Source organism: uncultured Campylobacter sp., from assembly GCF_938030785.1.
Classification (GTDB): domain Bacteria; phylum Campylobacterota; class Campylobacteria; order Campylobacterales; family Campylobacteraceae; genus Campylobacter_B.
On sequence record NZ_CALHIK010000146.1, the window covers coordinates 1 to 20,497 of the forward strand.

A 20,497-nucleotide genomic window follows, 5' to 3' on the forward strand; every position below is an offset into this window, starting at 1 on the left:
AGTTGCAGAAGTTTCTAATTCAACATCATTAGTTAACAGATCATTAGGTGATACTAAGATCATAGGTTCTAAGACAGCTAAGGTTGACGTTGCAGGTATCGCATTATCTAAGTATGTAGTTGTTTCATCTTCAGGTGCATTACAAGGAAGAGGCGAGAGAAAAGACGGAAACGAAGTTCATCTTGTAGTAAACAGCAACAAGGAGCTTGTAGGAGCTTACTTAGTTAGATAATTTATAGATACAGCTATTAGAAAATCGAAAAGAAATACTAATTGCGGCAGAGGAGCCTTTGGCTCCTCTGTTTTTTTATTAAAAAAACTCAGTTATAAGATGATTTGAACATAGAATTTTATTACTGTTTTTGCTTATGATCTTTATTTTTTAGCCGGTTAATATGATTGAAAAGTGAGATTTTTTAAGAAAATCCCTGCGTTTATTTTCCATCTGCCCTTCCTTTTAAAGAGATCACCTTAAAATTGCAATTTGTGGTAACACCTGTTACGGAATTTAAGTTTGACGGATTATAACGAAAAGGCAGTGAGACAATAATTAAAATTTTAGTTACATTTTAAATTTTATTTAAAATTAAAAATATAAATATCTAATTAAAATATACGTTCGCAAAATTAATGCTTGCAAGGCTTAAGCTTAGATCAAAATTTTAGCCGTTTTATTAGAAATCCGTTAAGATTCTTTATTTATCAATCCAGATCAAAAATATCTTCAGGATTTGTAAATTTATTTTGATATCCGCCCTTTTTAATCGCCTCTTTTGCGATACTTATGTCTTTTTTCGGCGCGTTTAGCGCTAGCAATGAGCGCTCGAGCGCAAAAAAGCTCTTCATCAAGCCGCCCAAAGATCTGAAAAAATCCGCCTTCACATGCCCGCACAAAAACTCCCCGAATTCATCCACAAACCCATTCGTCACATTAGTAAAAAGCTCGGTAGATAGAGCCTGCGCACCCTCTTCCGCCTCGCTACGCAAAAGCGTCGAATGCAGGTAAAAAATAAATCCCACATAGTCCTCGCACTCTTTGCAAAGCTCCATATTACGGCGAAATTTGCTCTTTTTTAGCACGTCGATTACCGCGACGCGCATACGCCCATCATCGCGCCCCTCGTCGTAAAAGCTCGCACTCATCGGCACGTTGGCGTATGAAAAATCAAAAAGTACGGAATTTTGCTCGCTTTTAAATTCCTCGAAGCTAAATTTTTGCAAATTTTCAAATTCCGCCGCGTCTGCGGGCGCGATGGGCGAGCCTTTTAAAAACTCCAGCTGCTGCTGCCAGCGTTTAAATTTAGCGTCCGTATTGTAGAAAAAAAACGGAATCGCGAAAAATTCGTAGTAGTAGCTTCTTGCTTTGATTAAATTTGCATCCATTACATCGCCCCTTTTCTAGCATCTTCTATCTGTTTTTTTATCATTATTTTCGCCTTGCAATCGCCGCAGCAAAAAAGCGTCTTCATCTTTTCAGGCTCGCTTGAAAAATGCGCGCCCATCATATCCGCGATCTTCATAACGGCTTTGGTCGTCGCAAATTCCTTGCCGCATTCGATGCATTTGAAAAGCTCGTCTTTGGCTAGCACGCGATAGGTAAAAAACTCCGGCGCAAGCCTAACCCCGCTAATATTTAGCGCCATCGTGTCCTTTTCGGCGCAGCTTAGCACGCAGTAGTTGCACGTCGTGCAAAGCGAGGCGTTAAATTTAATCGAATTGTCGCTGTTATCGGCATACAGCGCGCCGGTGTTACAGGCACCCACGCAGCTAAGGCACAGCGTGCAACTCGATTCGTTTATGCTAACCTCGCCGAATCTCAGCCGCTCGCCGCTCTTTACGGTGCCGAAACTGCCCTCGCCCACCATCGCGCTTACTCGTTTAGAGAAAATTTCTTTCTTGCTAAGGCCCTGCTCGTTTATCGAAAGCCCCCACGGCTGCGCGCTTTGTGCAAACCCTAACGCCTCTTGCAGCTCGGCTAAATTTCGCGCTAAAAATACCGCGTCCTTGCCGTAGATCGCGCGCGAAATTCCATTGATGAGCTCCACCGCCTCGCGCGTGCCCTCGCCCGCGTCCGCGCCGTAAACGATCACGCTCGAGCCGCTTTCCTGCATAGCGCTTAGCAAATTTACCTCATCTATTTGCTTGCTTCCAAAAATTCCAAACGGCAGCACGCCGCACGGAAGCTCTATTTTTAAAGCGGATGAAATTTCGCCTTCGGCGATGAGAAGCGGAATTTTGCCCTTATAAAGCTTTGAAATTTCATAAAAGACGCTCTGCGGAAGCGGCGCAAATTTAAGCGCACCGCTAGGGCAGACGCTCACGCATTCGCCGCAGCCGATGCAGTCGATGTGCGAAAACACCAGCTCGCGCTTTTCGTCGTTTTTCAAAATCGCAACAGTAGGGCAGACTTCGACGCATTTTGCGCACAGATCGTTTCGCCTGCCCTGATACTGGCAGATCGCGGGATCGAAAATCGTAGAATTTCGGTAGCGATAAACGGGGCTTTTGCTTTGCAAAATTTCTAAAATTTCACCATCTTTTAGCCCCGAAATTTCATAGCAGCCGCTTTGGCGCAGCTGATATGCCTGCGCGCCGCGCACCAAGAAAAAATCGCTTTGCACCTCAAACTCGTCGTCCTCGCCCGAAATGCTCACGCTAAGATCGCCGATCTCGCCGTAGACAAACTTTATCTCGGCCCTGCTTAGCGCGATCACCTTAAATCCATGCTGCTTTAATAACGCCACGAGTTCCTCTCGCGGCTCGTCACAGGCAAGGATGACGTTTTTGCCCACGGGCTTTTGATGATCGCTATACAGCGCGCCGTCAAAGGCTGCGGCGGCGGCTTCGTATAAAATATCTACGTTTTGCGCAATTACCAGCGGCTCGTCTTTGCTGTTTGCGATATAAAAATTTATCTGCGGCGCGTAAATTTGAGCCTTTAATTTAGGTGAGTTGGCGACGATAAATTCCTCGTTTTTCGCCCCTTCTTCATCGTCGCAAATTTCGATGCCGTCGCTCAAAACCACATCGGAAAACCCAGCGCTATAAAATCCAAAATCTTTCATAATCTATCCTAATTGATAAAATTAAGCCCCTTTTACTCTTAATTTATAAATTTTTCGTAAATTTAGCGCCGCTCGCTTTTTTATAAGAATAAAACACTCTTCGGTACCCAGGATAAATCAACTGAAATATAAATTATAATATAAATTTAAATTGCGCTATATCCGGTTTAAGCTACATTAAACCTATGTTTAAATATAATCAAAAAATAATCTAAATTTCTTTTTAAAGGATTGCAAAATGAAGCGAGTGGGAATTCTACTATCTTTTGTAGTGATGGGTTCTTTGTACGGAGCGGAAACCGTAACCATAAATGCAGATACTCCGAAATCTCAATACGAACCGTATTTGGAGATGGATCAGGTTATGGGGGGATACTGTAATTTCAATGCCGGTAAAAAAACCAATAATTTCTCCGGCAATACGCTCATTTGGAACGATACGCCGCCCAATATAGATGAGGGCAAAGGCCTATTCATCTACGGCGGATTGGCTGCCGAAATGATACCCGGCAAATTACACTCCAATGATAATAAGGTCTTTATAAACGGCGGCGACGGTATCCAGATGGTTTACGGAGGTTCTGCGGAGATAGGCGGCAGAGCCGAGCGCAACAGCGTCGTAATCGACGGAGCCAATACTAGAATAATTCAGAATGTCTATGGCGGCTACACCAACGGTAGCGCTCTTACTTCAAATTCCGTCTTGATTAAAAACGGCACTATCGAAAGAAATGTCATCGGCGGGTATTCCACAAGAGGCGATGATATCACCAAAAACGAAGTGACGATCGAAGGCGGCGTTATCGAAAAAGACGTCAGAGGCGCTTACTCCGACGGCAGAGGCAATGTGCACGGAAATATCGTAACCATCAGAGGCGGCGAGATACGAGGCACCATATACGGCGGCAAGTCAAATTCCTTAGTAGCGATCGATAACACCGTAAATTTAGACGCAAGCGGGCTAAATTTAAATACTATAATAGGCGGTAGCGGCAACTGGAATAACTTTAACGACTCGGTCAAAGGAAACACGCTAAACGTCCGCGGAAAAAATATAAACGCGGGTAATATTTTAAATTTTGAAAAGATAAATTTTTACCTGCCGAGCGATATTAGAGCGAACGACGTCGTGTTAAATTTAAGCGGAAGAATCAAATGGGGCTACATCACGAGCGATAAAAAGACCGATCTGAATATAGCCAAACTCGCCGTTACCATGGGCGGGCAGAGCAACAATCTAAATAAAAACGACAAGATCGTCCTGCTAAAAAATCCTCAAGGCATAATCTATCCCGCAGAGATGACGAACCATAAGGAAAATCTGCAAGCCATAGCGGGAATTTCTACGATATATGAGTTCGGTCTGCAAAAAGACGGCGATGAGCAAGCCAGCGAAGGCAAGGAGCTATACGCGGTGGTGCGAAGCAAAGTCACTCCGCTAACGCCGCTGGAACCATCCGAGCCTATAGGCGATAATAATGGCGGAGGCGTAAATAACGCAAAAAGGCTGATCGATACCGTCCAAAAAAGCATCCTAGAACCTACCGCAGGAGCGATGGCCTTGATCGGACAGAGCTTTGATGCCCTATCAAATTCCAATCTAAGCAGCGACGGCGCGGGCGGCGCGGTGCTAAGCGGAATGAAGGCTTCGGATATGAGGCTGGAATCGGGCTCGCACGTGGACGTCAGATCGGCCTCATTCGTCCTGGGTTTAGCGAAGGAATTTGACTCTTTGCTTACCTCGCTCTTTATGGAATTCGGCGGCGGCAAGTACGATACGTTCAACGAATTCGGCGGCACTTTTAACGGAAACTACATATCCGATATCAGAGGAAGCGGCCATATGAGATATTACGGCGCGGGCGTTTTGGGCAAGCTTGATCTACCTAGCGATTTTTACGTCGAAGCTTCCGCAAAGATCGGCAGGATCAAAACGGATTACAAAACCGTACTACCCGGCGGCACGGAAGCAAGCTACGACGCTAGCAGAAACTATTACGGCGCACACGCAGGAGTTGGCAAAGTATTCGAGATAAACGATGCTTCGGACTTGGATCTTTACGCGAAACTCTTTTTTACCAGAGTGGGCAAAAAACAAGTCGAGATAAATTCCGAAAGCATACTTTTAAAACAGAGCGACTCCTTAAGGACCAAGCTCGGATTTAAGTACTCTTACGAGCTGGGGCAAAGCCTGGATTTTTTCGGCGGGCTCGCTTATGAGCGGGAATTGGACGGTAAGGCAAAGGGTTTAAATTTAGCCTACGGTACGGACATCGCTTCGCCTTCGATGAAGGGAAATACCGGCATTGCAGAGGTCGGAGCGAAGCTAAAAAATCTAGGAAATTTTGAAGCCGCAGCTAAATTTGAAGGTATGGTAGGCAAGCGAAAAGGACTTAGCGCAGGACTAAACTTAGAATATAAATTTTAACCTCGCAAGAAGTGTCCGCCAAAACTCGACGCATTAAATTTATAGCTTACGCAAGAGGCTTGCTTAAAATTTTAAAAACGCAGCAAAGCCTCTGCGCGCGGGGCGATCTTTCAAAATAAAGTTTTGCAAAAGCTTATTTTGCTAAAATCGCCTAAATTTTAAGGCATCGGGGTCGCAATGCAACAAATCAAACTACCCAAAATCGACAAAATCGCAAACGCGCAGGAGTTTCAAAACTGCCTCCGCCCGCAAATCATCAAAATCGCGCAAGAGCTCATCCGGCAGGAGCGCGAAAAGGCGCTGCAAGGAGGCTCGGTCGCAAGCGAAAGCGAGATCATCGCGCGCATCAAATTGCGCTACGAAAAATTTCAAAATATAAGCCTCAAACCGCTCATCAACGCAACCGGCGTCGTACTACACACAAACCTCGGCCGCAGCGTCATTGGCGCCGAAATTTTAGCCCGCGCGCAAAAGATCATCACCTCATATTCAAATTTAGAATACGACCTATCCGAGGGCGCACGCGGCAACAGATACGACTACATAGCGCTTTTGTGCAGCGAGCTCTTCGGCGCGCAGGACGCACTCGTGGTAAATAACAACGCTGCGGCGGTCTTTTTGGTACTAAATACCTTCGCGCGCGGACGTGAAGTCGTGGTAAGCCGCGGCGAGCTAGTCGAGATCGGCGGGAGCTTTCGGGTAAGCGAGGTGATGGCAAACTCGGGCGCAAAGCTTGTGGAGATCGGCACTACGAACAAAACCAAGCCGGACGATTACGAAGAGGCGATCAATGAAAACACGGCGATCTTGATGAAGGTGCACCGCTCAAATTTTAAAATTTCGGGCTTCAGCTCGAGCGTAAGCGCTGCGGAAGTTGCGGCCCTCGCACGTCGCGCCTCACAGGCAAAGAGAGAATTTTTAGCGCTCAGAGCGGCGAATTTTAAAAATTTAGCAGATCTTTGCGGCGGCTCTTCGGATACAGACGGCGAAATTCTAAATTCCGCGCCGAATAGTTTAAGCTTAGCGGCGAGCTCTGCAAATTCTTTAAATTTAAATAGCGGCGAGCCGTCCGTAAATAACGAGTGTTTTTATGGAGGCGGCACGGGCGAAATTTCCGATAAAGCTTCTAAAATTTACCCCGCAAAATTTAGCATGAAAAAAGAGGAAAGCTTTAATGAGATCATTGATTATTACGATCTTGGAAGCGGCTACGTAAGTGAGCTGGGATTTGGGCTAGGCAAAAGCGAGCCCTCTATTTTTGAGCTTTTAAAAAGCGGCGTGCGGCTGCTTAGCTTTAGCGGCGACAAGCTCTTCGGCTCCGTGCAGTGCGGCATCATCTTAGGGGATCGCGAGCTCATCGCGCGTCTGCGTAAAAACCAGCTACTGCGAATGCTGCGCGTGGATAAGATCACGCTAAGCCTGCTTGCCGAGACGATCAAGGCGTATATAAATAAAGAATTTCACCTCATCACGACGATAGATCAGATCCATCTGGGCCTGGACGAGCTGCGCAAGCGAGCGGAGCTAGTGCGATCGCGCATCGGCGTAAAATCGCAGATCGTGCCTACTACCACCTTCGTAGGCGGCGGTACGATGCCGAGCGCCTCCTACCCTAGCGTCGCGCTTGCGATACTTGACGGCGCAGATCCGCAGAGCACGCAGGCAAAATTTCGCGCTGCGGGCATAATCGGACGGATCGAGCAGGATAGATTTTTGCTCGATTTCAGATCGATTTTAAAAAGCGACTTGCAAGATTTAATAAAAAAGATCGGAGAAATTTATGAATAGCGTAATCATCGGCACCGCAGGCCATATCGATCACGGAAAGACCGCATTAATCAAGGCGCTAAACGGCTTTGAGGGAGACCGAATGCCGAGCGAAAAGCAGCGTGGCATCACGATCGATCTTAGCTTTTCGCATCTGCGCTCTGGGAGCACCAACGTCGCATTCATCGACGTACCGGGACACGAGAACTTAGTAAAGACGATGATTAGCGGCGCGTATGCCTTCGACGCTGCGATGCTGGTGGTCGCCGCGGACGACGGGCTGATGCCGCAAAGCAAAGAGCATATTCAAATTTTATCGCTGCTTGGGGTAAAAAGCGTGATCTTGTGTATCAGCAAGTGCGATCTGGTGGGCGACGCGCGCAGGGCAGAGGTCGCGGCGCAGTGCAAGGAATATATCTTCAAATTTAAAGATTTGCAAATTTTAAACACCTTTTTTATCAGCATAAAAGACCCCGCAAGCATCGCCGAGCTGAAAAATTATCTCTTCAATATCAAGCCCGCGCAGCGCCAAGGAGGCGGCGTGGTGCACTACTACATCGACCGAGTTTTTTCGCTTAAGGGGCTCGGCACCATCGTAACGGGCAGCCTCATTAACGGCGCGATTTCAAAGGGCGAGAAGCTTTATAACTGCGATCTGGGTAAAATTTTTAACGTCAAAAGCGTGCAGATCCATGACGAGGACACGCCGCTGGCGCAGGCTCCAAACCGCGTCGCGCTAAGTCTGGACGCCAAAACGAGCGAGCTTGAAAAGGGGCAAATTTTAACCAAAAAAGGTTTTTTCCGCGGCTTTAACGAAGCCGACTGCACCTTTAGCGGCGAAATTTCACATAATCAAGACGTACTGTTTTGCGTCGGAAGCAAACAAAGCGCGGCAAAAGCGCTCATTTTAAAGGAACTTCCTAGCGGCGAGAAGCTCGTAAGCTTTAAATTTGACAAAACGATGTTTTTGAAATTCAATGAACCCTTCGTCTGCCTGGCAAACTCACGAGTAATCGGCGGCGGGCGCGTGCTAAACGCCGTAGTCGAGCCACTAAAAAAGCAGAGCAAAGCCGTGCTTCTAACCGCGCTTTTGAAGCGAAATTTCACCGAAGCGTTTAAAATTCTAAGCGGCTTTCACAAGCATGGATTTGGGCTATTTTCGGCGTATCAGCGCTTCGGTATGGAATACGACGAAGCGGCAAAGATCGCGCGCGGCCTAGAGGGGACGTATTTTGACGAAGCAAATTTATGCGTTTACGATCTAAGTGCGATCGAGGACGTAAAAAGCCTCATAAAATTTATCGTCTCGAAAAATGACTACGCGATCTTTTCGCCCGCCTCGATCGCTCTAAAGCTCTCGTGGGCTAGCGAAGAGCTCGCCGCGCGCGCGCTTAGCGAGCTTGAACGGGGCGGCATCGTCTCCAAAAAGGGCGGAGTTTACGTAAAATCGGGGGTAGATTTTGACGCGCTCAAACAGAGCCTGGAGAGTAAAATTTTTGATCTCATCAAAAAGGGCGGCATAGCGCCTCTCGCGCCGTATAACGTCTATGACGAGCTGGAGATCGACCGCAGTAGCGGCGATGACGCGCTAAAGAAGCTGACCTACGCCAAAAAGGTCGTCCGTCTCGCGCACAATCTCTTCGTCGAGGCTGAAAATTTAGCCCTGGCGATCAAACGCCTCTACGCAATCATCGAAAAAGATGGCTTCGTAAACGTCACGAACGCTAAAGAGGAGCTTGGGCTTAGCAGGAAATTCGTCATCTGCTATCTCGAATACCTAGATAAAATGGGAAATATCGTGACGATCGATAATAAACGCTATCTGAAAAAGTAAAAATTTAAAATTTTGCACTACAATGCGCGGAATTTTTTGCAAAGGAAAAAAATGAAAAAAGCTATTTTAACTTCAGTTGCTCTTGCAGCGAGCCTAAACGCGGCTCTAAGCGACAGCGAAATTCTATCCATCTACGGCGGCGTACCGCAAGGCATCGACATAAAGATCGCCGAGCGCATCCCGCTTAGCGAGCCAAAGGGCGTCGAGGCCGTCGTTTTAAAAATTTCTCAAGGCGACATACTGCAAGAGGATATTATTTTTACTCAGGGCGATCTGATATTTACGGACATCATCGATCCTAAAAAACGCGTGGTTTACAAAGAGCAGATCAAGCAAGACCGCGTTGCGGGGCAGCTGGCAAAGGTCGTAAAATCCGAAAACAAAGATAATATCATCAAGCTGGGAAACGATCCTAAAAAGCCTACGATTTTGATGCTAACGGATGCCGAATGCCCGTTCTGCCGCAAAGAGATGGATAGAATCGAAGAGACGCTAAAAACAAATAACGTCGATATCGTCATGACCTCGGTGCACGGAGACAGCGGCCACGCGAAATCCGCGCTCATCTACAAAGAGATCAAAGGCGCCAAAACCGACGCGCAAAAAATAGCGGTCCTTAAAAAATATTACGCAGAAAATAACAAAGCGGGCGCCAAAGACGTAAGCGCCGCCGAGCTAGACGCCGCCAAAGCCTTAGCCGGCAAATACTTCGGCGCAGGAGTAAACTCGGTGCCTTACATCATCGAACTAGACAAGCTAAAATAATCTCTTTTAAATTTTGCGGAGCGATCCGCAAAATTTCGCTTCTTTTGTCAAATTTCGACAACTTCCAATCAGTCTAAATTTTGCCTCGAAAATTTGAATGCTCCCTTGGAATTCTTAAAATTTTGCTGCTTTTAAAAATCCTCAGTTGCGCCGTGCATAGAATTTTAAAATCACTTATGGATGAAACGCGATCCGCAAAGTTTTAAACGGGCAAAAATTTAGAATTTTAAAAAATCCTCAAGCATTCGCGCAAAATTCTGCGGCAGCGATTATATCTCGTGGCTTCGCATCCGAAGCGGCGCAAAAGCGATCATAAATAGAATTTAAAAGCAGAGATTATGCGAGTAAAGATATTACGGCCGAAATTTTAAAATTTCGAGGCAAAGCCCCGTTAAAATTTAGCCGCAAATTTCATAAAATTTTCGCTTTGCGGCAAAGAGGAATTTATAATCGTGCTTAAGGCTACCTATCTTGGGCTACGTCCGATTAAAATCAAAACTCAACGTCGAAAGCGGCTCTTGCCAGGCTATTTTTGCTCTCGCTTAGCTCGTACGACGCGCTAAGTGCGACGCTTTGAAGGATCTTATATTTCAGTCCGATCGCGCCGTTAAACACGCCGCTAGAATAATCAAGCCCCTCGACGTCGTATCTGTCCGAATACTTTCTGCTCGCGTGATACGAATCGCCGCTAAATCGATGCTCGTACTCCGCATTTGCGAATATCTGCAGATCGCCGAAAGCCTTGATCGCGTAAATTCCCGCGGTGCCGTTCGGTGCGGTTTTTGAAGCGGAGCTAAACCTAAGCCTAGAGATCGCATCCTCGTTCACTCTAATCACTCCAAGCCCCAAATATGGCTTAATGTAGCCGTTTTCAAATAAGAATTTGTACCCGGCTCTGGTACTGAAATCCCAAATTTGCGATTTGTATTTCGCGCCGTGGATAGCGCCGAATCCGTTGTTGGTTTCAAATTTATGATCGTTCGTCGAATAGGTTAAATTGACCGCCAGATCCACGTTTTCGTTAAAGTCGTATCTGCCCGCGAGGCCGAACTCGTAGGATTTGATGTTTTCTTTGACGCCGTCGAATTTACCCTCGTACCAAACATCCGATTTTTGATATCCAAAGATCGCGCCCAGCATAAAATCGTCCATCATCTTAGAAATTCCGACCAAAATTCCGTCGCTCTTGTAATCGTATTTGACGCCGCCCGAGCGGTCGCTGTAATCCCCGCCGTAGTTTCCGATCGCGCTTACGTTTACGTTGAACTCCTGCCCGTCGGTGTCGGTTAAATTTTTATAAGCGGAATTTCTTGCTAGCTTGGTAAGATCCAGATCGACCTTCGAGCGCGGCATCTCGATACCTACCCGGTTGCCGCCTCTTGCGACCTGCGAAAACAGGCTGCCGTTTTTAGGCGTGAAGTTATTGATCGCCAGCATCAGCGCTTCAAAATAGGTAGGCAGATCGTCGTATCCGCTAGGATAGGCATTCGTATCGGAGGTGATGAATAGATTTGCCGCGTTGCGCTCGCGAGATAGCCTTATGATCTCGTCGTATTGATCGGGTCTGGCGTTGTATATGACATGCAAAATTTTAGAGGAATTTGCCGGGTCTTTTTCAAACTCAGAGGTTCTAGGACGATAGTGGTTTATATACTCATCCGCGCTCACCTCTTGCAGCATCCAAACGTCCGCATAAGGGGCTATGGCATCGCGCACGCCCCAGCCGTTGTTTGCTAAAACTAGCATTCCCGGATATTTAGTCTTGATATAATTGTAGATATTCGCCATATAGGCGATAGTTGCGGGATTGTTTTCGGTATTTACCTCGTCGATGAAGTATCCTGCGATATTTTCTCTACCGTAGAAATTTACGAAATTATCGATATCGGCATAGACTAAATTTAGATTTCTAGTAGAATTTTTGGTATAGGTATAGCCTAAATTTGCTATGCCTGCCGCAATATTTCGCTTCATCTGAACCGCGTCTTCGTCCCTTCTGACTAGATATTGCGTAGTTTGATCGCCCGGTATCGCCGCCTCGTATGAACCGAAAGCCACATAAGGAACCAGCGCACCGCCTATATTGGTAATGCCGTTCCAAAATTCGGCATTTACGCCACTATTGCCCGTCCAGCGAAACGCAGGCATCATAACGCGCTGATTATTAAGCCTGCCCGAATATGAGCCCTTTTTAGCAAAGCCTCTTGCGTACTCGAGTTTGATACGAAATGAGTTCTCATACTGCTCGCTTGCGGAGTTATCGCTAGCCGCGTCGCGCCTACTTAATTTCGCGCCCAGGCTGTCCGCAGCGCTCATTACGTCGGAACGGGAAGTGTTGTTGGAAGGTGATTTTTGCGCGTTTGCATAGCCCCAGGAATTCTGCTCGCTCGCATAGCCGAACCCTGCTGCACCGATAAGCGCAAGAGATACGATTTTTTTCAAAGACTTTAGCATTCTGCACCGCCTCAAATAAAATTACCTAAATTCTTAAATTTCGACAAATTTGCAGACGCGCTTTTAAAATTAAAAGCTTTGTCGAAATTTAAAAATTTAGCCGCCTTGGAGGCGACCAAATTTTAAAGCTTATTTTAATGCCGCTTTTGCCTTCCTCGCGACGGTTGCGAAAGCTTCGGCGTCGTTCATAGCCATATTTGCTAAAATTTTTCTATCAAGCTCGATGCCCGCTTTTCTAAGTCCGTTTATAAATTTAGAATAGCTGATGTCGTTTAGCCTACAAGCTGCATTGATGCGCACTATCCAAAGTCTGCGGAAATCGCGTTTTTTCGCGCGTCTGTCACGGAAGGCGTAAACAAGGCTTCTTTCTAGCTGCTCTTTAGCCTTTCTGAAATGTTTGCGTCTTGCGCTATAAAATCCGCGCGCAAGCTTTAGCACCTTGTTGTGACGGCGGCGTCTAACGATGCCCGTTTTTACTCTTGCCATATTAATCCTTTCTTAATCGGCGTCCCTTTGGGGATCTTGCCCTAAAATACATAAATTTAGGGGAGTTTGAATGACTTTCGTCAAAAACTAACTTCGCACTATTTGCAAAGCATTTTTTTAACCGCAGATACGTTCGTAGAATCGACGTATTGGGCTTCGCGCAAATTCCTCTTGCGTTTTTGAGACATCTTCGTCAAAATGTGGCTGCGAAACGCTGAGCCTCTTTTGATCTTGTTTTTGCCCGCTTTAAAACGCTTGACGGCACCGCGCACGCTTTTCATCTTTGGCATGGTCGTCCTTTTTTTAAAGTGAATGGGAAGTATATAATAAAGTTTCTTTGAAAAATTTGAATTTAAGGAATTTTATAGCTCAAATAAACGCAAAATAAATTTAAAGTTAAATTTTACCGATCGTTTAGCTTTCGGTTCCGCTTGATTTGAAAATTCTATATAAATTTAAAGGGCTAAATTTAGAGATAAATTTAGCCTGTATAAATTTTAAAATTTACGCTATTCGGCTTAAATTTACGTGCTGCGCCGTGGAGAAAAACAGCGTAAAATTTTAAAATTTTGCCGCACGCAGCGCAAAATACCGCTAAATTTACGCTACGCCTTTTTCGGCGTGATCAGCATATTTACGTAGCGGCCCTCCAGCGCAGGCGCCTTATCGCGATCGGCAACTTCTGCAAAAAATTCGTCCCAAATTTTATTGAGCAAATTTACGCCGATTTCCGGGCTTGACATCTCGCGCCCTTTTAAAAATACGCGAAGCTTGACGTGTTTGCCGCTACTAAGGAATTCTTTCGCGTGTTTTACTTTGTAATTAATGTCGTTTTGAGCGATTTTGGCGGACAGTTTAATCTCCTTGATCTCGATGATTTTTTGCTTTTTTTTCGCCTCTTTGAGCTTTTTTTCCTGCTGATAGCGAAATTTGCTGTAGTTCATGACCTTGCAAACGGGCGGCTTTGCATCGGGCGCTATCAAAACCAGATCCACACCCTCTCGCTCGGCGATTTGCAGCGCCTGCGCCTTTGAAATTATGCCGTAAACCTCGCCGTTGTCGCCTATGCACCTGACTTCGCTAGCCGGAATGTCCTCGTTTAGAAAAACCTCTTTCTCTCTGCTCAAAAATTCACCTCGTTTAATTTAGCTTTTACGAAATTTAAAAACTCATCCAGCCCTAAATTTCGCTGTTCGCGCGCCCTGCGATCGCGCAAGGCCACGCTGCGAGCCGAAACTTCATTATCGCCTAGGACGATAATGAGCGGCACCTTCTGCTTTTCAGCCGTTCTGATTCGTTTATTTAACGTCTCGTTTTTATCTAAAATTTCGCCGTCAATGTCTGCTTCGCGCAGCAAATTTAAAATTTCTTTCGCGTAGTCTGCGTGCGCCTCGCCGATCGGCACGATCGATACCTGCGTAGGACAGATCCAAAACGGAAGCTCGCCCGCGGTGTGCTCGAGCAAAATCCCCACGAAGCGCTCGAAGCTTCCCAAAATCGCGCGATGCAGCATCACGGGCTGCTTTTTTTCGTTATTTTCGTCGATGTAGCCAAGCTCGAAGCGCGCAGGCAAGTTAAAATCGACCTGTACCGTGCCGCATTGCCATTTTCGACCAAGCGCGTCAGTGATTTTGATGTCGATCTTAGGCCCGTAAAATGCGCCGCCGCCCTCGTCTAAGCCGTATTTTAAGCCCTTTTCGTCAAGCGCGTCTTTTAAGGCCTTCGTCGCGATATCCCAAACCTCGTCGTCGCCGACCGCCTTTTGCGGTTTGGTCGAAATTTCAAGCTCATATTCAAAACCGAAAGCCTTCATCAAAAGCTCGACGAAATCTAAAATTTCATAGACGTTTTCTTTGATCTGGCTCGGCATCACAAACAGATGCGCGTCGTCCTGCGTAAACTCGCGCACGCGGAAAAGCCCGTGCAAGACGCCGCTTTTTTCGTGGCGGTGCACGACGCCGTACTCGCAAAATTTAAGCGGCAGATCGCGATATGAGCGGATCTCGCTTTGATAAACCTTGATGTGACCGACGCAGTTCATCGGCTTGATGCCGTATTCTTGCTCCTCGATCGTCGTAAAATACATATTTTCTTTGTAATTGCTGTAGTGTCCGCTGATCTTCCACGCGTCGGATTTTAAAATTTCAGGGCCGCGCACCGGCTCGTAGCCGCGCTTGCGAAGCTGCCTATAAAGGCGCTCTTCGAGCCTTATGCGCATTCTTGTACCCGCAGGAAGCCAGATCGGAAGTCCTGCGCCGATCTGCTCGTCGAAGGTAAAAAATTTCATCTCGGCTCCGAGCTTTCGATGGTCGCGCTTCTTGGCTTCTTCGAGCATCGTAAGGTGCTTTTTAAGGCTATCTTTATCGGCAAATACGACGCCGTAGATGCGAGTTAGCATCTCGCGTTTCTCGTCGCCGCCGAGATACGCCCCCGCGATGCGCGTAAGAGCAAAATTTTTCAAAAATTTCGTATTTTGCACATGCGGGCCGCGGCAGATGTCCTCAAACTCGCCCTGCGCGTATAAGCTAACCGGGCCTTCGGGGATACGTTTTAAAACCTCCTGCTTAAGATCGTCGTTTGCATATTTTTTCGCGACCGCCTCTTTGGTGGAGGCTATCTTTTTAATCTCTAAATTTGCCTCGGCGAGTGCTCGCATCTTTTTTTCGATCGTCTTTAGATCCTCTTCTCCGAGCTTCTCGCCGTTATCTTTGCTGACGCGGATGTCGTAGTAAAACCCATCCTCGATCGCGGGTCCCACGAAAAATTTTGCGCCCGCATAGAGCTCGCGCACCGCCTGCGCCAAAAGGTGCGCACAGGAGTGGCGGATCACCTTTAGCGCGTCCTCGGAGTTATCGAAATATATCGGCTGCGCCTCGCTTGCGCGCTCACCGATGCTTTGAGTATCGTAAATTTCACCGTTAAATTTATACGCGATAATATCGCCCATTGGCTCGTTTCCTCTTTTTACCGAATTGTCTTTCTTACGCTGAAAGAACGAGAGCTAATTTTAGCCAATCAATCCTTAACGATAAATTTAAAAAATATTAAATTTGTAAATTTCATCTTTTTTCGCGCATTACGAAATAGATCGCGTTGGCGCTTAGTGCGCAGATGATCATCACGCCCGCAAGCAGAAGCGGCTCGTTTGCACCCACGGCGCCTACGATAAAAGATACCGCTCCTGCGATCGCAAACTGCGTGGTTCCGAGCACCGCCGAGGCCGCGCCGGATCTGCCGCCCTTAAACAGCGCCATCGCAAGCGTCGTGGCGTTTGGCGCGATAAAGCCGAGCGATGAAAGCAGCGCGAAAAGCGAGAGTTCAAAGCAGATAAACGGTAAGTCAAGCATAGAGCATGCGAGCAGAATCAGGCTCATCGCAAACATCGCGATTAGGCCGAAATTTAATAAAGCCGCGGGTTCGCGCTTCTGCACGAGCTTGGCGTTCAGCGCCGATACCAAGGTCATCCCAAGAGCGTTTATGCCGAATATCGCGCCGAAAGCGCGCTCGCTAAGCCCGTAATAATCCAAAAATATAAAGCTCGAGCCCGTTATATAGGCAAAAAGTGCGCTCATCGCAACCGCAAAGCCGAGGGTGTATCTCATAAACTCTTTGTTGCGTAAAATTTCGCCGTAGTCCCGCGCCACGGCTGCTACGCTTATCGCGGCGTCGCTTTTTATCTCGGCGCTTTCATCCAGCCCGAAAAATATGAATATGAAAAGCAAAATTCCAAGCGCGAATAAGATCGTAAAAATTGCTTGCCACGGGAAAAACTCAAGCACGAATCCGCCAAAAGTAGGCGCAAGCATCGGAGCGAGCGAGCCCACGACCATCATCAGCGCAAACATCGCCGCAGCCTCGTGTAGCTCAAATTTATCATTTACGATCGCCCGCGCAAGCACCACTCCCGCGCATCCGCCGAGCGCTTGCAAAAACCTAAAAAATATAAACGCGTAGATGTTATCGAAGCTCACGCAGGCTAAAGACGCCGCGATAAAAAGCGAAATACCCGCATATAGCGGTTTTTTGCGGCCGAATTTATCGCTTAGCGGCCCGTAGAGCAGCTGTCCTAGCGCAAAAGCGACGAAAAAGCTCGCAACCGAAAGCTGCGCGTAAAACTCGCTCGTGGCGAAGCTTTGTTTGACCCTTTCTAGCGCGGGCAGATACATATCGGTAGAAAGCGGCGCCAAGGCCGACATATAGGCGAGTATGACGACGAGCTTGATCTTGGCAAATCTGCTCAGGCTAGCTTTTTCCACCGCCGTCCTTCATCATCTTCAAACACAGCTCAAACGTGCGAATGGCGGCGTTTAAATCTTTAAATTTAGCCGGCAAGAGCCTTAAAAGCAGATATAGCGGGCGCAGCTTCAGTACTTTAGTCCACGCGTTTTGCACGATGTCCACTCCGTCGTTTGCGGCGTAGCTACGGACGCCTTCGCGCACCAAGCTTTCGCTCAGCCCCTCGCGGCACAGATCATAGACGAAAAGCAAAAAATCGCGCGTTTTAAGCTCTTGCAGATCGCCGTGCTCGCCGTCGTTTTCAAAATCTATAAATTTAAGCTCGCCCTCTTTGAAAAGAATGTCGCGCAGCGCGGGCCTGCCGTGGGTAAAGCTTCGCGCGTGCAGCCCGGCTAGCGCGCTCGCATACCGAGCGATCAGAGCCGCTTTATTTTCGTTCGTCGCGTTGTGCAGCACCGCATCTAGCGGCTCGCCCGCATCTTGCAGCACGAAATAATCCTGCCCGCGCAGCACTAAACGGGGCACGGGCAAGCCTGCAGCGCATAAAATTTCATACTTTTTCGCCTCGTAATCAAACGCTTTTTTGGGATTTCGCTTAAAAATCTTCGTAAGTAGCCCGCCTCTGATATGCAATTCAGGCTGTTTGAGCCAGTATTTTTGCCCGCCGTATGCAAAGCCGAAAATTCGCTCGCCCGAATGGTTTTTTAAAATTTCATTCACATGGTTTTGAAAATTTTGCATAAGCGCAAATTTAGCATAAAATTTTTAGAGCGAGCTAAATTTCGATATTATCGATAGAATTTTAAAATTTTACGCCTACCGAGCGCAGATAAAATTCATCAAATTTAATTTTAATCAAAAATTTCTGGAAAAATTAAATTTAAAAGGGTAGAATCAGGGGAAATTTTGGCGACCCCTACGAGATTCGAACTCGTTTTACCGCCGTGAAAGGGCGATGTCCTAACCGTTAGACGAAGGGGCCAAATGGGGATAAATTGAGAAAGCGTATTTTATATAAAGCCAACTTAAAACGTGATTAAATTAAGGAAAAATTATGAAACGAAAAACTTTGCTATTTTTTGCGATCTTAATGCTCGCAGGATGCGCTAAAATCGCGCCTCAGAAAACAAACGCCGTGAACTTCACCGTCGTTTCGCCGCTTACCCGCACCAGCGACGCGGGCTTTATGCGTAAATTTAAAAACCAAACCGAGGTTCAAATTTACGCAAGCGGCATCAGCGTGCTGAGCCTGGTTTTAAAAGGCGATAAAATTTGCATGAACGGCGCGTGCGACGACGAGCTTGTTTTCAATAAAAAATTCTTCGGCGCCGAGCACTATCGCGGGCTTCTGGGCGAAATCCTAGACGGAAAGCCGATCTTCGGCGGCAGCGACGCGGGTGGCCACTGCTTTGAACAAAGCCTGCAAGAAGGCTCTATCGATTATAAAGTTTGCCGCGGCAAGGACGGCGGCGGAAGGTCCATAAGCTTCGCCGACGCAAAACGCGGCGTAAAGATCAAAATCCGCGAGCTGCAGTAAAATTTCACGCGGTGCGTTCTTGTAAGCGCGCGAGAATAATGCGCTCTAGCAGCCGCCCAAAACACGGTGCGAGCGGTCAAAATTCCATTACTCGGCGGGGTAGCCGCCTAAGTTGCGCAAACGGCGCGGTTTTATTGACGCTCTGCGCCGACTCTTCGCGGCGAAATTTACCAAGCAGAGTATGTGCAAAAGAAAAAGCGCGCATTTAAATTTAAAAAATCCGCGTGCGGCTCGGGTTTATAAAATTTTGCCGCACGCGGCGTAAAATAAAATTTAGGAGGTAGGATGAAGCGGATCGGAGCGCACGTGAGTGCTAGCGGCGGAGTTTCCAACGCGCCGCTAAACGCCGCAAAGATCGGGGCGGACGCGTTTGCGATGTTCGTCAAAAATCAGCGCAGATGGGACGCGCCGCCGCTTAGCGCAAAGGAGATCGCCGCATTTAAGGACGCGCTGAGGCAAAGCGGTATCGGCGCGGAGCATGTTTTGGTGCACGACAGCTACCTCATAAATTTGGGCCATCCGCGCGAGGCAGAGCGCGAGAAGTCCCTAAACGCCTTCGTGGATGAGATCCGTCGCTGCGAGGCGCTCGGGCTTAGGCTTTTAAACTTTCATCCCGGCTCGCATCTAAATGAAATTTCAGCTCAAGAGTGCCTGGATAATATCGCAGGGTCGCTAAATTTCGCCATCGCAAACACCGCAGGCGTCAAACTCGTGCTCGAAAATACCGCCGGCCAGGGCTCCAATCTCGGCTATGATTTCGCTCAGCTCGCTTACGTGATCGATAAAATTTCAAACAAAGATCGCATCGGCGTCTGTATCGATACCTGTCACGCGTTCGCCGCAGGATACGACCTCCGCAGCCCGCAGGCCTACAAGCGCACGATGAGCGAGTTTGACCGCGCGATCGGCTATAAATTTTTAAGAGGCATGCACCTAAACGACACGAAAAACGAGCTTGGCGTGCGTAAGGATCGGCACGAGAGCCTCGGACGCGGATTTTTGGGGCTCGCGGCATTTGAAAACATCATGAACGACCCGAACATCGATGAGATCCCGCTGATTTTAGAGACGATCGACGAGAGCCTCTGGGCAGAGGAGATCGCGATGCTTCGGGCGATGATAAAATAGCGCCGCACTAGGTTTGTTTTCGGTGCGCGGCATGATCCTTATGCCTAGTAAATACAGCGCACAACGCGACTTTGCAGTGGATACGTAAAATTTTAATAAGATATGTGCGGGAAACTGTGGAGCGAAATTTATACAGCTCGTAGCAGACTCTGAGAAATAATGAAATTTACGTCGCATCCATTTGCTCGCGCAAATTCGCTTAAAATTTTACCGCAGAATCAATCTCTAAATTTAAAAACCATAAAAACCGAATAAATCAAACACGAAATAAAACAAAAGCAAAGCCGAGGAAGAAGTGCAAAAAGGTAAAATTTCAAAGCCCACGGAATTTATAGAATTTATAAGAGAGAGATAGATAGAAAAAAGAGAGACTATAAAAATCTTAAATTTATAATAGAAACGATCAGAAAAGAATAGAACTATAAAACATAAACCAAAGGAGAAGCCCAATTTACGCTCCTCCTTTATTTTATATATTCTTTCTTATTGTTCTTTCTTAGATTTTTTAACCTTCTTTGCCGAAGCCTTTGACGAGCCGTCCTCTTTAGCCTCGTCTTTCATTTTATCCATAGAGCTTTTTGCTTTAGTCTTACCGCCCATAGCCTTATCCATGCCATCATCCATCGCTTCTTCCATCTTTTCCGCTTTGGCATTTGCCTTAGCCTTAGTAGATTTAACGGTATCTTTGGCTTTTTTGTTTGCTTTTTGCTTTGCGGATTTTATATCGCTTATATCTGTTTGTCCGCTTACGGCAAGATCGTCCTTAATGGCTTCGAATCTCTTATCGCCTATGCCTT

The 20,497-nt window shown here is 47.0% G+C and carries 17 protein-coding genes and 1 tRNA gene; 7 read left to right on the forward strand and 11 right to left on the reverse strand.

The window, feature by feature from the left end; all coding sequences use genetic code 11:
- On the forward strand, positions 1-232 hold a 232-nt coding region (locus tag Q0438_RS08315; RefSeq protein ID WP_299190069.1), incomplete at its 5' end, for a hypothetical protein.
- Between the two features lie 470 nt (positions 233-702).
- Here Q0438_RS08315 and Q0438_RS08320 read toward each other — a convergent pair.
- Both Q0438_RS08320 and Q0438_RS08325 read right to left on the reverse strand, forming a co-directional pair.
- Positions 703-1,383 (reverse strand): molecular chaperone TorD family protein, encoded by a 681-nt coding sequence (locus tag Q0438_RS08320; protein ID WP_299190070.1) that lies wholly within the window; start codon positions 1,381-1,383, stop codon positions 703-705.
- A complete protein-coding gene (locus Q0438_RS08325) occupies positions 1,383-3,065 on the reverse strand; it encodes a 4Fe-4S binding protein (RefSeq protein ID WP_299190071.1) in 1,683 nt (560 codons plus the stop codon). The genes Q0438_RS08320 and Q0438_RS08325 overlap by 1 nt, the downstream gene beginning before the upstream one ends.
- Positions 3,066-3,303: 238 nt before the next feature.
- On the opposite strand from Q0438_RS08325, the gene Q0438_RS08330 reads away from it, so the two are divergent.
- The 4 genes from Q0438_RS08330 to Q0438_RS08345 all read left to right on the forward strand — a co-directional run bounded on the left by Q0438_RS08330 (position 3,304) and on the right by Q0438_RS08345 (position 9,859).
- Complete coding sequence (locus Q0438_RS08330; protein WP_299190072.1) at positions 3,304-5,493, forward strand: autotransporter outer membrane beta-barrel domain-containing protein; 2,190 nt, start codon at positions 3,304-3,306, stop codon at positions 5,491-5,493.
- A 177-nt stretch (positions 5,494-5,670) separates the two neighbouring features.
- Entirely contained in the window at positions 5,671-7,281 is a 1,611-nt protein-coding gene (gene selA, locus Q0438_RS08335) for an L-seryl-tRNA(Sec) selenium transferase (RefSeq protein ID WP_299190074.1), read from the forward strand.
- Positions 7,274-9,094: a selenocysteine-specific translation elongation factor gene (gene selB / locus Q0438_RS08340; RefSeq protein ID WP_299190075.1), complete on the forward strand. Its 1,821-nt coding sequence runs from the start codon at positions 7,274-7,276 to the stop codon at positions 9,092-9,094. The genes selA and selB overlap by 8 nt, the downstream gene beginning before the upstream one ends.
- Before the next feature lie 51 nt (positions 9,095-9,145).
- Positions 9,146-9,859 carry a histidine kinase gene (locus Q0438_RS08345; RefSeq protein WP_299190076.1) on the forward strand — a complete coding sequence of 238 codons (714 nt, stop codon included), beginning with the start codon at positions 9,146-9,148 and terminating at the stop codon, positions 9,857-9,859.
- Between the two features lie 492 nt (positions 9,860-10,351).
- On the opposite strand, the gene Q0438_RS08350 is transcribed toward Q0438_RS08345, so the two are convergent.
- From Q0438_RS08350 to Q0438_RS08385, 8 genes are all read right to left on the reverse strand, one after another.
- Positions 10,352-12,313: a spherulation-specific family 4 protein gene (locus Q0438_RS08350; protein ID WP_299190078.1), complete on the reverse strand. Its 1,962-nt coding sequence runs from the start codon at positions 12,311-12,313 to the stop codon at positions 10,352-10,354.
- A 129-nt stretch (positions 12,314-12,442) separates the two neighbouring features.
- Complete coding sequence (rplT, locus tag Q0438_RS08355) at positions 12,443-12,799, reverse strand: 50S ribosomal protein L20 (protein ID WP_299190080.1); 357 nt, start codon at positions 12,797-12,799, stop codon at positions 12,443-12,445.
- Positions 12,800-12,897: 98 nt separating this feature from the next.
- The gene (gene rpmI, locus Q0438_RS08360) at positions 12,898-13,089 is read right to left on the reverse strand and encodes a 50S ribosomal protein L35 (RefSeq protein WP_005871089.1); all 192 of its coding nucleotides are present in this window, start codon (positions 13,087-13,089) and stop codon (positions 12,898-12,900) included.
- A gap of 315 nt (positions 13,090-13,404) precedes the next feature.
- Positions 13,405-13,926, reverse strand: coding sequence for a translation initiation factor IF-3 (gene infC, locus Q0438_RS08365; protein WP_298987451.1), 522 nt, complete (start codon positions 13,924-13,926; stop codon positions 13,405-13,407).
- The gene (thrS, locus tag Q0438_RS08370; protein WP_299190082.1) at positions 13,923-15,746 is read right to left on the reverse strand and encodes a threonine--tRNA ligase; all 1,824 of its coding nucleotides are present in this window, start codon (positions 15,744-15,746) and stop codon (positions 13,923-13,925) included. Before thrS ends, infC begins: the two co-directional genes overlap by 4 nt.
- Positions 15,747-15,858: 112 nt before the next feature.
- Positions 15,859-16,995, reverse strand: a complete 1,137-nt coding sequence (locus tag Q0438_RS08375) for a multidrug effflux MFS transporter (RefSeq protein WP_299190092.1) — start codon at positions 16,993-16,995, stop codon at positions 15,859-15,861.
- Positions 16,996-17,041: 46 nt separating this feature from the next.
- Positions 17,042-17,776 (reverse strand): spore coat protein, encoded by a 735-nt coding sequence (locus tag Q0438_RS08380; RefSeq protein WP_299190084.1) that lies wholly within the window; start codon positions 17,774-17,776, stop codon positions 17,042-17,044.
- A 166-nt stretch (positions 17,777-17,942) separates the two neighbouring features.
- Positions 17,943-18,017: transfer RNA gene (locus Q0438_RS08385), tRNA-Glu, on the reverse strand.
- Positions 18,018-18,089: 72 nt separating this feature from the next.
- Here Q0438_RS08385 and Q0438_RS08390 point away from each other — a divergent pair.
- Together Q0438_RS08390 and nfo are read left to right on the forward strand one after the other, a co-directional pair.
- A complete protein-coding gene (locus Q0438_RS08390) occupies positions 18,090-18,572 on the forward strand; it encodes a hypothetical protein (RefSeq protein WP_299190086.1) in 483 nt (160 codons plus the stop codon).
- 285 nt (positions 18,573-18,857) lie between these two features.
- Entirely contained in the window at positions 18,858-19,700 is an 843-nt protein-coding gene (gene nfo / locus Q0438_RS08395) for a deoxyribonuclease IV (RefSeq protein ID WP_299190088.1), read from the forward strand.
- Positions 19,701-20,183: 483 nt separating this feature from the next.
- On the opposite strand, the gene Q0438_RS08400 is transcribed toward nfo, so the two are convergent.
- Positions 20,184-20,497, reverse strand: a 314-nt coding sequence (locus Q0438_RS08400) for a hypothetical protein (protein ID WP_299190090.1), incomplete at its 5' end; no start/stop codon positions are given.

Excerpts from the sequence above, each read along its gene's own strand:
- Q0438_RS08320 (WP_299190070.1), bottom strand. The coding sequence starts at position 1,383 with ATGGATGCAAATTTAATCAAAGCAAGAAGCTACTACTACGAATTTTTC.
- Q0438_RS08325 (WP_299190071.1), bottom strand. The coding sequence starts at position 3,065 with ATGAAAGATTTTGGATTTTATAGCGCTGGGTTTTCCGATGTGGTTTTG.
- Q0438_RS08330 (WP_299190072.1), top strand. The coding sequence starts at position 3,304 with ATGAAGCGAGTGGGAATTCTACTATCTTTTGTAGTGATGGGTTCTTTG.
- selA (WP_299190074.1), top strand. The coding sequence starts at position 5,671 with ATGCAACAAATCAAACTACCCAAAATCGACAAAATCGCAAACGCGCAG.
- selB (WP_299190075.1), top strand. The coding sequence starts at position 7,274 with ATGAATAGCGTAATCATCGGCACCGCAGGCCATATCGATCACGGAAAG.
- Q0438_RS08345 (WP_299190076.1), top strand. The coding sequence starts at position 9,146 with ATGAAAAAAGCTATTTTAACTTCAGTTGCTCTTGCAGCGAGCCTAAAC.
- Q0438_RS08350 (WP_299190078.1), bottom strand. The coding sequence starts at position 12,313 with ATGCTAAAGTCTTTGAAAAAAATCGTATCTCTTGCGCTTATCGGTGCA.
- rplT (WP_299190080.1), bottom strand. The coding sequence starts at position 12,799 with ATGGCAAGAGTAAAAACGGGCATCGTTAGACGCCGCCGTCACAACAAG.
- rpmI (WP_005871089.1), bottom strand. The coding sequence starts at position 13,089 with ATGCCAAAGATGAAAAGCGTGCGCGGTGCCGTCAAGCGTTTTAAAGCG.
- thrS (WP_299190082.1), bottom strand. The coding sequence starts at position 15,746 with ATGGGCGATATTATCGCGTATAAATTTAACGGTGAAATTTACGATACT.
- Q0438_RS08375 (WP_299190092.1), bottom strand. The coding sequence starts at position 16,995 with ATGTCGGCCTTGGCGCCGCTTTCTACCGATATGTATCTGCCCGCGCTA.
- Q0438_RS08380 (WP_299190084.1), bottom strand. The coding sequence starts at position 17,776 with ATGCAAAATTTTCAAAACCATGTGAATGAAATTTTAAAAAACCATTCG.
- Q0438_RS08390 (WP_299190086.1), top strand. The coding sequence starts at position 18,090 with ATGAAACGAAAAACTTTGCTATTTTTTGCGATCTTAATGCTCGCAGGA.
- nfo (WP_299190088.1), top strand. The coding sequence starts at position 18,858 with ATGAAGCGGATCGGAGCGCACGTGAGTGCTAGCGGCGGAGTTTCCAAC.